This window comes from Streptomyces sp. NPDC042336, assembly GCF_055581985.1.
The window spans coordinates 70,120-81,445 of record NZ_JBVJEA010000029.1 but is presented as its reverse complement, the minus strand read 5'-3'; the positions used below and the strand labels follow the sequence as shown (position 1 = coordinate 81,445).

The following is an 11,326-nucleotide window of genomic DNA, read 5'->3' as shown; positions in this document are numbered from 1 at the left end:
CTTCGCCGTCAGCTCCTCGCTGCTCAAGTCCCAGGCCACGCCCGAGCGGGTGGCGGCCCTCGCCGCACTCATCAAGGGCGTCGTACGACGGATGGGCGGAGCGGTCTGACCGCCAAAGCCTTCGGTGCGACCGCCGCGACGGCTCTCTTCGTGCTGCTCTACGCCACCGACTGCGGCTGCCCGTGACGCTGCCGGAAGGCCCGGGCAGGACAGTGTCCTCGGTCACGGCGGGACCGCATCGTTCGCACCGATCGAGGCGACGACGTTCCACCTCCGAACCCCGATATTCTGAGCGCACGTTGAGCCGACCTGCTGTCCGAGCTGGTACGACGCGACGGGCAGGGCCGGCATACGTCCGCCTCACACTATGTCCGAAGGGTGTGGACGTGTGTGACAGTGAGCCAAGCCAACGTGAACTTGGCCATCCACTGACAGGTATGCCGTTGTTTTCCCCTAACATTGGTTTCCCGATCAGCCGTTCGTGTGCCGGTCGGGTGGATTCCGCCTGTCCGACGGACAGTTCCGCCGACGGCTGTCGGTTCCGCGACCTCTCCCACCTGCCCGGCGCGCCGGGCAGGTGAGCCATCGAATCGAGTTCAGGAAGGCGGGGCCTCATGGCGACACCCGACGGAGGGCAGGGCGGTTTCAGGGGCTCGGACGGTGTCCTGTACAAAACGACACCGGAGGATCTGAAGGCCAAGGCCCTGGACATCCGCACGACCGAACAGATCGTGCAGGCCGAACTCGATGCCCTCAAGAGCTACGTCGTCGCGATGGAGGCGAACTGGCAGGGCGTCGCGTCGAACACCTTCCAGGAACTGATGAGGGAGTGGGACGTCTACGCGGCACAGCTCCAGAACGCGCTGCTCGCCATCGCGGGCGGCCTGGACTCCAGCGCCGACAACTACCTCGGCTCCGAGCACTCGAACCTGGCGAACCTCAACAACGTGTCACTTCCGAAGGCCAACCTGTCCTGATCCCGGCCTGCGTCCGCACCTCCGTTCGCTGCTCACACCCTCCGAGGAAGGAATCGCGATGCCCGATATCGAAAGTGTGCCGATCTATGTCGGCCAGGGCCTGGAGACCGCCGGCCAGGACATCAACGCCGCGGCCCAGCACATCATGGGCGAGCTGCACGCCCTGAAGAGCCGGATCCAGTCGCTGATCGACACCTGGAACGCCCAGTCGGCGACCGACTACCAACTGCGCATGCACGAGTGGGACATGGCCGCGGTGGGCCTCTTCGGCAGCGAGGAGGACGACGGCGTGCTCGGCGAGATCGCCCACGTCATGCGGGTGAACTGGGGCAACTACGTCGGTGCCGAGGAGGCCAACATCAGGACCTGGAACTCGGTGCACTGACCCCGCCGCCCCTCGACAGGCCCCGGCTACGCGTGACAAGGAAGACATCCAGTGGAGAATGAACGCTGTCATGTGACCGTGGTGGGAGCACGGCGGCGGGTCGATCTCGCGGTGCCCGCGGACGCGGCCATCGCCGAGTACACCCCGGCCCTGCTCACGCTCGTGGGGCAGGTGGAACTGGACGAGACGTTCCCCCCGGTGTGGTCGCTGGCCCTGCCCGGCGCCCCGCCCCTCGCGCCCGAAGCCTCGCTGCGGGAGGCGGGCGTCGCGGACGGCGCCACGCTCTACCTCCGGGACCTGGCCGCGGGTGAGTTCGACGAGCCTGTGGTCACCGACCTGGAGGAGTCCGTCGAGAAGACCCGCGACGGTGTCACTGCCTGGGGCCGACGGGTCCGCGCCTACACCACACTGGTCCTGGCCGTCCTGGGCCTCATCGCGGCCTTCGTGGTAATGGCGTGGTCGGGTTCCGCGGACTCCTACCGTCCCGGCACCGGGATCGGCGCGATGGTCGTGGCGTTCGCCCTGACCCTGCTGGCCTGGCACTCCACCCGCCAGAGCTGGTCGCTCTCACTGGGCCTGAGGCTGACGATGGCGCACGCGGGAGTACCCTTGCTCGCCACGTCCGCCGCCTGCCTGCCGGTGGCGAGCGCGAGCGCCTCCGGCCTGCTCCTGGCCCTGAGCGTGGGTGCCCTGGTCGGAGCCCTCGCCGGGCTGCTGGCGATCCGTCACGTCACGACGCTGATGGCCGTGGCGATCACCGGCATCACCCTGGTGCTGACCGCCGCTCTCACCCTCGGCCGTACCTCGCTGCTGGAGTCGGCGGCCGTGGTGTCCGTGACCACCATGGGCGTGCTCGCCGCCGCACCCAAGGCGGCCGGGCACTTCGCGGTGCTGGCGGGCTCGCGGGCGGGCGGCACGGACCCCTACGCCGACGAGGCGGACGTCCTGCGGCTGGTGAAGCGAGGGGAGCGCGTGCTCATCAGCACGAACATACTCGGCTCGGCCGTCGCCGCGGCGTGCCTGGTGATCCTGGGCTCGGCGGACCACGCCTTCGCGGTCGCGCTCACCGCCTGCCTCGGACTGGCGCTGATCCTGCGGGCGGGGCGGCTGACGATGGCGCCCGCCGTCGTCCCGATGGTGGCAGCCGGGACGCTCGGCCTGGCCGTGGCACTGGTCCGGGTCCCGGGCAACTTCGGGGCACCGGCGTGGACCGGGCCCGTCGCCCTGCTGGGCGCGGCCGTGCCGGCGCTGGCGTTCGGCCTCGGCCGCGCGTTCCGCGCCGACTCGGACGAGGAGCGGCCGACCTGGATCGACACACTCGCCGGGTTCTTCCTGCTGGCCTCCGTGCCGGTCGCCGTCGGAGTCTTCGGCGTCTACACCTCGCTGCTGCAGTCGGGACAGACGCCGTGAGGGGCCCCGAGGCCGGAGCGGTGCGGCGGTGAAACGCAACGCCCTCAGGGTGGCGGACCGGGGCTGGGGCACACATCGCACCGTCACGGCCGCCGTTCGCGCGGCCGGTGAGGGCGCGGTCATCCACGTCCAGCCCGGGGACTACCGCGAATCCGTGGTGCTGGACCGCGACATCACCCTGATCGCCGAGAAGGGCCCGGGAACGGTGCGCGTCGTCGCCGCCCACGGACCCGCGATCACGGTGCGGGGCGGTACCTGCGAGCTACGTGATCTGACGGTCGAGGGCACCGCCGACCGAGAGCCCTCCGTGCTCGTCCGCGGCGGCCGGGCCGTCCTCGACCACTGCGCCGTCTCCGTGGGGCGCGTCGAGATCGGCCGCGGAGCCGCCGAACTGCGCACCTGCACCATCGAGAACGCCGAGGGCTCCGGTGTCCTCGTCACCGGCACCGCTCAGGTCGTCCTGGAAGAGTGTGTGATCCGCTCCACGGCGGGGCACGGCCTGACACTCAGTGATGCCGCCCGCGCGCAGGTGCGGCACACCACGGTCGAACGTGTCACCGGTTGCGGCATCGTGCTGACCGGCGAGTCGCAGGGCACCTTCGACGCCTGCACGGTCCGCCACGTCGGCGACGCCGGTCTGCTGGCGCAGACCCGGTCGCGCCCGCTCCTGCGGGACTGCCGGCTGCACGACGTCAGGACGCAAGGCGTACGCGCCGCCGACGGCGCCACCGCCACGGCCGTCACCCCCGCGGCCGAAGAGGGGGAGCACGCCGCAGCGGCCGAGCGCGGGGCGCCCCGCACCAGGCTGGAGACGTGCGAGATCTTCCGCACCGGCAGCGAGGGCGTCCTGGCGGGCGACGCGGCCCGGCTGCGGATGGACGACTGCCAGATACGGGAGACCGGCGGCGCGGGCGTCATCGCCGCGGGCACCGGACGCGTCGAGATGGACCGCGTCCGCGTCGTCGACGTACCTGGTACCGGCCTGGCCGTCGTGGAGGACGCGGAACTTCGGGTGCACGGCGGCACGGTGGCCCGGACCGGGGCCAACGGCGTGCACGCCACGGACCGGTGCACCGTACGGCTCACCGAGTGCGAGATCTCCACGACGGCCTACACCGCGCTGCACATCGCCGGCAACGTCCGCGCCGAACTGCGCTCCTGCACCGTCCGGGACAGCGCCCAGCACGCCGTGCGCGTCGAGGGCGCGGCCGACTTCACCGCCGAGGACACCCGCATCGAACGAGCCCGGATGACGGGCGTGGACGTCAAGGACGCCGACGCCGTCCTGCGCGCGCTCGTCGTCGCCGACACGGACACCGGCATCCGTCTGGACAGCCGGCACCGGCCGCTGCTGGCCGACTGCGAGGTGCTGCGGCCCGCCAGGACCGGCGTCGAGATCGCGGCGGGCACCAGCGCCCTGCTGGTGGGCGGCCGGATCGAGGGATCCGGATCGGCCGGGGTCTTCCTCGACGAACGCAGTGAGGCCTGGATCGAGGACCTCACCATCTCGGACGCCCGGGGCAGTGGCCTGGTGATCTGGGCCGGAGCCCGGCCCCGCGTCCGCTCGGTCACGATCGCGGGCACCACCAAGAACGGTGTGTACGCGGGCGACGGGTCCGAGGGTCTGCTGGAGGACTGCACGATCTCCGCCACCGGCTATCCGGCGGTGTACGTGGGGTCCAAGGCGTCCCCCCTTCTGCGCCGCTGCCTGGTGCAGGACACGGATGAGGACCTGTCCCAGGCCGACGACGCGGCGGCCCGGTTCGAGCAGTGCCGCACCAGCGGTGTCGCGGCCTCCACCCTGCCCACGGCCGACGAGGACGACGGCACCGGACCGGCCCGCGCGGCGGGCACCGCGGGCGTACCCGCGACCGGCCCCGGCATGGCATCCGGCACGGCGGTCGCCGTCCGGGAAGGACCGGGCGAGGACCGGTTGCAGGAGCTGCTGGCCGAACTGGGCGATCTGGTGGGTCTGGAGAGCGTCAAGCGCGAGGTGGAGTCCATGGCCAAGCTGATGCAGTTGGTCAAACGGCGTCAGGAGGCGGGCCTGCAACCGCCGCCACTGAGCCGCCACCTGGTCTTCGCTGGGAACCCGGGCACGGGGAAGACGACGGTGGCGCGACTCTACGGACGGTTGCTTGCCGCTCTCGGACTGCTGACCGACGGGCACCTGGTGGAGGCCGACCGCGGCGCCCTGGTGGGGGAGTACGTCGGCCACACCGCGCCCCGCACCACCGCCGTCTTCAAACGGGCGCTGGGCGGCGTGCTGTTCATCGACGAGGCATACTCCCTGGTGCCGGCCGGGCAGAGCACGGACTTCGGGCAGGAGGCGATCTCCACCCTGGTGAAGCTGATGGAGGACCACCGCGACGACGTGGTGGTGATCGCGGCCGGATACCCGCAGGACATGGAGCGCCTGATCGACTCCAACCCCGGCCTGGCCTCGCGCTTCACCCGGACCCTGCGCTTCGACGACTACTCGTCGCAGGACCTCGTGCGGATCGTGGAGCACCAGGCGGCCCGGCACGAGTACCGCATCGGCGAGGACACGGCCGCGGCGCTGCTGGACCACTTCGCCTCGATCGCCCGGACCGAGCGCTTCGGCAACGGGCGCACCGCCCGCCAGGTGTTCCAGCAGATGACCGAACAGCACGCCATGCGGGTGGCCGACCTGTCCGACCCGGACGCCGACGACCTCATGGTGCTGCTGCCGGCCGACGTCCCCGCGGCGGTGTCCTGATGGCGGGCCGTGGTGTGTCCGCCCGACACGCCGGTGCCGGGCGGTACACCGTGTGCTGTTCAGCTCGTCACGGGACCCGGAGGCTCCGGGAAGTGCGAGGCACGGTCGAGACGGGAGTAGGACTGACCCGAGCTGTTGATGAGCGCGATGTAGTTGCCCAGCAGCGCGAGGGCGTTGGCCTGCAGGGCCAGTGCCTTCTGCATGGCCGGGTTGATGTGGGCGGCGAACTCCTCACCGATCTCGGCGACGATGCGCGCATCGTTGTCGTTGGTCTCCTGCACCGTCGGGCTCCAGCCGGTGCCGCCGGGCGTCGTGGGGCCGTAGGAGCCCGAGGAGATGGCCGGCTTCGGCTTGGCCAGCGCCCAGAACTGCGAGTGCACGGCGGTGTCGACCCTGGCCCGCAGGGTCTCGTAGTTGTTGACCGCGTTGCGCCCCTGGGCCAGCAGGGTGGTCTCGGTCGCCCGGACGGTGGTCGCGTCGAACAGGATCGGGCCGCTGTCGGCCACGTCGGTCGCCGATTCGCCGCCCGACCCGCCGCTCGGGTCCTGGTTGAAGCTGGGCGGTGTCTCCCAGCCCACCGACATGCCGGGGACGAGGTGACCGAGCTCCTTCCCCTTGTCCGGATCTTCGACGGCTCCGCCGCCCTCGCCGCCCGGGGCGGGTTCGTTCTGGGGATTGGGCATTCGCTGCTCCCATGTGAGCGTCCGTCGGCGACAGACAGCCGGCCTTCTGGTCGGACGACGCCGACCCTCGCAATGTTGTCACACCGAGCTCCGGCGGTGAAAGCGTCGGAGCCCATGCCCGGGAGGCCGCCCGGCTTCCGTGTGCCGTGGACGGCGGTCAAGGTTCAAGGAGTGTCAGTCATGTCAACACCGGCCGGAAACAACAGTGGTTCGGACGGCGAGGGTTCGGGCGGTCACGGCGGCGGCATGTCCCCGCAGGAGTTCCGGGTCGCGCTCGGCGAACTCAGGCGGGCGATCGGCGCGGTGCGCGGCGAGAGCGAACACATCGCGGGACTGATCGGCCAGGTGGAGGCCCGCTTCGAGGCGGCGCAGACCCACTGGCAGAGCCCCGCGGCCGCGACCGCCGAGGTGATGACCAGTTGGTTCGCCAGGGCCTCGCACGATCTGGAGGAACTGCTGCGCGAGATGGCGCACCGCATGGAGACCGCCTACGACAACTACGCCTCCGCCGAACAGGCCAACACCACCAACTCCGGAGGCTGACGATGCCCGAGAGCGCGAACTACGACGCCGTGACGATAAGGATCGATCCGCCGGCACTCGGCACGGAGGGCACCACACTCGCGTCGCTCGCCGGCGAGATCGGTGAGTCGATCATGCGTGTCAACAACATCGCCGCCGGGCTGAGACTCGGCTGGGTCGCCCCGAGCGCCACGGAGGCCCAGGAATTCGGCGACCGATGGACGCGTGTGATGACGGAGATGTTCGGCCAGGAGGGCGGCCAACTCGGCGTCCTTCCCGCCATCGCCGGAGGAATACTCGGCGCGGCCGTGGGCTTCAGCCATCTGGAGAACGAACTGTGGTGGGCCTTCACCAACTTCTCCAACGAAATGGCTGTCCCCACCGGTGACGGCGGCGGGCCCTCGGACCACCTCGGACCCGAATTCCCCTTCACTCAGGACTTCCCGAACCAATGACCAGGACAAGCTTCCACCGCCCGGCCAGGACGTTTCCGCCCTCGGTCCCGGAGCAGCAGGTCTCGCTGGCCGCGCCACCGCAGAAGGCCGCGCAGAATCAGGCGCAGACCTGGCTCTACATGCTGCTTCCGCTGCTCAGCAGCATCAGCATGGCCGCCTACATGGTCACCTTCGGGCGACCCTGGATGATCATGCTGGGCATCGGCTTCGTCGTCGTCTCCATCGGCGTGACGGTCGTCGTCAGGACCCAGACCAAGAACGCCGGCCGGCGCACCCAGTACCGGCAGCGCGACCGGTACGTCGAGTACCTGGGGGACATCCGGAACCAGGCCCGCGAGTCGGCGGCGGCGCAGCGCGCGGTCAGCGCCTTCGTCCACCCGAGCCCCAGGCGCCTGTGGGCGATCGCCACCACCGGCCCGCGCCGGGTGTGGGAACGCAGGCCCGCCGACGCCGACTTCATGAAGCTCCGGCTCGGCATCGGCCGCGGCGCCCCAGCGATGCGCATCGCACTGAGCCGGCACAGCGACCCCACGACGGAACACGACCAGGACGCCCGCCGCCGGGCCGAGAAGCTGTCCCGCGACTTCGAGACCGTCGGACTCCAGCCCGCCTGGGTCGACCTCGCGGGTACCGGTGTCCTGAGCCTGCTCGGCCCCGAGGAGCGCACCGCCGAGCTGACCGGATCGCTGCTGCTGCAACTCGCCGTGCTGCACGCCCCCGACGACGTGCAGATCGCGGCTCTCGTCCAGGACGAGGACCGCTCCTGGGCTTGGGCGAAGTGGCTGCCGCACGCCCGTCGGCCCGGCCGGGGCGACTCGGTGCCCATGATCGCGCTGAGCATGGACGGTCTCGCCGACATCCTTCAGACCCACGTCGACCGGGTGCGTGAAGAGCGCGCCGAGCGCGCCGGCTCGCTCGGGATACGCCGCGAGCCCAGGACCGTACGGCATCTGGTGGTCGTCCTCGACGGCTTCCGGCCCGACGCGGACTGGGCCGGGCTGCCCCTAGTGTCCGACCTGCTGGCGGAGGCGGGCCCGGACAGCGGCCTGCACGTGGTGTGCGTGGTCGCCAAGGAGAGCGAGGAGCCCAGCCGGGTCGACGCCCGCGCCCGGGTGGACGCCGAGGGCGCTCTCACCCTGGAAACACGTCACCCCGCGCTGGTGCAGACCGCCGAGGACGCGGTCGCCGACGTGTGCCCGCCTCCGCTCGGCGAGCAGACGGCCCGCGCGTTGGCCCCGCTGAGGCTGTCCGGCGAACAGGAACAGGTCCTTGCGCGTACCGTCGCCCTGCCCGAGATGTTGGGCGTGTCTGATCTCGGCGCGTTCGACCCCACCGCGCTGTGGCGCGAGCCCGACGACGAGGCGCTGCTGCGGCTGCCGATCGGCTTCACCGGGGACGGCTCTCCGCTGGTGCTGGACCTCAAGGAGTCCGCACAGGGCGGCATCGGCCCGCACGGCCTGGTCGTGGGCGCCACCGGCTCCGGCAAGAGCGAACTGCTGCGCACCCTGGTGACGGGCCTGACCATGACCCACGCGCCCGAACACCTCAGCTTCGTCCTGGTCGACTTCAAGGGCGGCGCCACCTTCGCCGGCGTGACCGAACTCCCGCACGTGGCAGGTCTGATCACCAACCTCGCCGACGACCTGGCCATGGTCGACCGGGTCCGCACCGCCCTCCAGGGCGAGCAGCAGCGCCGTCAGCGGATGCTGCGGGCGGCCGGCAACGTGGACTCGGTGCGCGAGTACCAGATCCTCCGGGCGAATGGCGGCACCGACGAGGACGGCAGGCCGCTGGAGCCGATGCCGTACCTGATGATCGTCGTCGATGAGTTCGGTGAACTCCTCACCCAGCGCCCCGACTTCATCGAGCTGTTCGTGCAGGTCGGACGAGTCGGCCGAAGCCTCGGCATGCACCTGCTGCTGGCCACCCAGCGGCTGGACGAGGGAAGGCTGCGCGGGCTGGAGTCACATCTGTCTTACCGCGTGTGCCTGCGCACCTTCAGCGCCCAGGAGAGCCGGGCCGTGATCGGGACCACCGACGCCTACCGGCTGCCCTCGATCCCGGGCTCCGCCTACCTCAAGGTCGACGAGTCGGTCTACGAACGCTTCCGCGTCGCCCACATCTCCGGCGCCTACGAGGAGGCCGACGAACATGTGACGCAGACCGGACCGCCCGCGGTGCCCGTCCCCTTCGGCCTGCGCACCGCCGAGGACGCCCGGGAGGAGGAGGGCGAAGAGACCGAGCCCTCGGCCTCCCCGCCTCGCACGCTGCCCGGCCGGCGCACCGAGATGCAGGTCGTCGTCGAGCAGGTGAAGGTGCACGGCAGCCCCGTGCACCAGGTGTGGCTGCCGCCCCTGCCCCCGATGATCGAACTCGAATCGGTACTCGCCCCGCTGGAGACCGACGACGAGCGGGGACACCACTCCCTGCTGTGGCCCCAGGGCGGCGGACTCACCTTCCCGGTCGGCGTGGTGGACCTCCCCGCCCGCCAGGAACAGCGCGCGCTGCTCCTCGACCTGTCCGGCCAGCAGGGGCACCTCATCCTGGTCGGCGCTCCCCAGTCCGGCAAGAGCACCCTGCTGCGCTCCCTCATGCTCAGCGCCATGCTCACCCACACCCCGGACGAACTCCAGTTCACGGGCATCGACTTCGGCGGTGGCAGCCTCATCGGCCTGGAGAACGCACCGCACGTGTCGGGCATCACCACCCGGCACGACGAGGCGCGCACCCGGCGCGCCCTCGCGGTGGTCCGCCGACTGGTCGACGAACGCGAACGGCTCTTCCAGGAACTGCGCGTCGACTCCGCGGCGGACTTCCGCCGACTCCGCGACGAGAACGCCCTGCCCCCCGGGGTCAACGCCGCCGACGTCGTCCTCGTCGTGGACAACTGGAGCGCGCTGCGCGCCACCGTGGAGGAGGCCGAGGCGATCGTCCCCGACATCGCCGTACGCGGCCTCAACGTGGGCGTGCACCTGGTACTCACCGCCAACCGCTGGGCGGAACTGCGAGCCAACCTGCGCGACACCATCACCGGACGCCTCGAGCTGCGGCTGGCCGAGCCCGCGGAGTCGGAGATCTCCCGGCCGCTGGCCAAACAGGTGCGTGCCTTCGTCCCTGGGCGCGGCCTCACGGCACCGGGCAGCTTCTTCCAGGCAGTGCTGCCCCGCCTGGACGGCGCCGCGTCCGTCGACAACCTGACCAAGGCACAGGAGACCGCGGTCGCGGATCTCGCCACCGGCTGGAAGGGCGCCGTGGCCCCGCCGCTGCGCGTGCTGGCCGACGTGGTGACGCCCAAGGACCTGGCGCAGGCCGTGGAAACCCTCCCCGGAGGCGCCGAGGCGCTGCCCGCGGGCGCCGTGCCGATCGGCATCGGGGAACTCGACCTGGCCCCCGCGGTCATCGACCTGGAGACGGACGGGCCGCACTTCCTGGTCTACGGCGACTCAGGATCGGGCAAGACGTCGTTCCTCCGGTCCTGGATGCGGCAGACGGCCGCCCGCCGGTCGCCCTGGGACGTGCGGTTCATCGTCGTCGACTACCGGCGCGGACTGCTGGGCGCCGTACCCGACGACTACATGGGCGCGGTCGCCGGCGACCCGGACACCGCCACCGCGTACCTCGGGCAGGTCGTGGAGAAGCTGAAGGAGCGCATGCCGCCCCCCGGCATCACCCCGCGCCAGCTCAAGGAACGCGACTGGTGGGCCGGGCCCGAGCTGTACCTGGTCGTGGACGACTACGACCTCGTAGCCCCCGCCGGGGCGGGCGGACGCGGGCCGCTGGCCGCGATCGGCGACTACGTGACCCAGGCCGCCGAGATCGGCTTCCACGTGGTGCTGGCCCGCCGCAGCGGCGGGCTGTCCCGCTCCCTCTCCGACCCGGTCGGCGGACGCATCCGTGAACTGGGAGCCGACGGGCTGCTGCTCTCGGGCGATCCCCGCGAGGGGGCCGTCCTGCACGACCAGCGGGCCCGGCGCCTCCCGCCCGGCCGCGGCCTCCTCGTCTCCCGCCGCGCCGGCGCCGCCCTGCTGCAGACCGTCTACGACCCGGCCGACGACTAGCAGGTGCGCGGGGTCCACGGCCCCGCGCACCACCGAGACCGACACGCGAACCTCTTGACCGGACCGCGGTCTACCGCCCCGGCCCCCGCTTGTGAG

General features: G+C 71.4%; 8 protein-coding genes. 7 read left to right on the top strand and 1 reads right to left on the bottom strand.

Annotation, left to right across the window (positions count from 1 at the left end; all coding sequences use genetic code 11):
* The first annotated feature begins 614 nt into the window (after positions 1 to 614).
* The 4 genes from ACZ6IM_RS36675 to ACZ6IM_RS36660 all read left to right on the top strand — a co-directional run bounded on the left by ACZ6IM_RS36675 (position 615) and on the right by ACZ6IM_RS36660 (position 5,512).
* The gene (locus ACZ6IM_RS36675) at positions 615 to 977 is read left to right on the top strand and encodes a WXG100 family type VII secretion target (protein WP_104630818.1); all 363 of its coding nucleotides are present in this window, start codon (positions 615 to 617) and stop codon (positions 975 to 977) included.
* 58 nt (positions 978 to 1,035) lie between these two features.
* Entirely contained in the window at positions 1,036 to 1,362 is a 327-nt protein-coding gene (locus ACZ6IM_RS36670) for a WXG100 family type VII secretion target (RefSeq protein ID WP_109030543.1), read from the top strand.
* Between the two features lie 78 nt (positions 1,363 to 1,440).
* A complete protein-coding gene (gene eccD, locus ACZ6IM_RS36665) occupies positions 1,441 to 2,772 on the top strand; it encodes a type VII secretion integral membrane protein EccD (protein WP_469562841.1) in 1,332 nt (443 codons plus the stop codon).
* A gap of 28 nt (positions 2,773 to 2,800) precedes the next feature.
* A complete protein-coding gene (locus ACZ6IM_RS36660; RefSeq protein WP_402678056.1) occupies positions 2,801 to 5,512 on the top strand; it encodes a right-handed parallel beta-helix repeat-containing protein in 2,712 nt (903 codons plus the stop codon).
* A gap of 59 nt (positions 5,513 to 5,571) precedes the next feature.
* Here ACZ6IM_RS36660 and ACZ6IM_RS36655 read toward each other — a convergent pair whose 3' ends face one another.
* Entirely contained in the window at positions 5,572 to 6,195 is a 624-nt protein-coding gene (locus tag ACZ6IM_RS36655) for a hypothetical protein (protein WP_402678057.1), read from the bottom strand.
* A gap of 180 nt (positions 6,196 to 6,375) precedes the next feature.
* Between ACZ6IM_RS36655 and ACZ6IM_RS36650 the strand changes: the two genes are divergently transcribed.
* From ACZ6IM_RS36650 to eccCa, 3 genes are read left to right on the top strand one after another with little or no spacing between them, the layout of a single operon-like run.
* Positions 6,376 to 6,738 (top strand): WXG100 family type VII secretion target, encoded by a 363-nt coding sequence (locus ACZ6IM_RS36650; RefSeq protein ID WP_402678058.1) that lies wholly within the window; start codon positions 6,376 to 6,378, stop codon positions 6,736 to 6,738.
* A 2-nt stretch (positions 6,739 to 6,740) separates the two neighbouring features.
* Entirely contained in the window at positions 6,741 to 7,172 is a 432-nt protein-coding gene (locus ACZ6IM_RS36645; RefSeq protein ID WP_469562836.1) for a hypothetical protein, read from the top strand.
* Entirely contained in the window at positions 7,169 to 11,230 is a 4,062-nt protein-coding gene (gene eccCa / locus ACZ6IM_RS36640; protein ID WP_469562834.1) for a type VII secretion protein EccCa, read from the top strand. Before ACZ6IM_RS36645 ends, eccCa begins: the two co-directional genes overlap by 4 nt.
* Positions 11,231 to 11,326: the final 96 nt, after the last annotated feature.

Coding starts and splice junctions, on each gene's coding strand:
- ACZ6IM_RS36675 (WP_104630818.1), top strand. CDS start 615: ATGGCGACACCCGACGGAGGGCAGGGCGGTTTCAGGGGCTCGGACGGT.
- ACZ6IM_RS36670 (WP_109030543.1), top strand. CDS start 1,036: ATGCCCGATATCGAAAGTGTGCCGATCTATGTCGGCCAGGGCCTGGAG.
- ACZ6IM_RS36655 (WP_402678057.1), bottom strand. CDS start 6,195: ATGCCCAATCCCCAGAACGAACCCGCCCCGGGCGGCGAGGGCGGCGGA.
- ACZ6IM_RS36650 (WP_402678058.1), top strand. CDS start 6,376: ATGTCAACACCGGCCGGAAACAACAGTGGTTCGGACGGCGAGGGTTCG.
- ACZ6IM_RS36645 (WP_469562836.1), top strand. CDS start 6,741: ATGCCCGAGAGCGCGAACTACGACGCCGTGACGATAAGGATCGATCCG.
- eccCa (WP_469562834.1), top strand. CDS start 7,169: ATGACCAGGACAAGCTTCCACCGCCCGGCCAGGACGTTTCCGCCCTCG.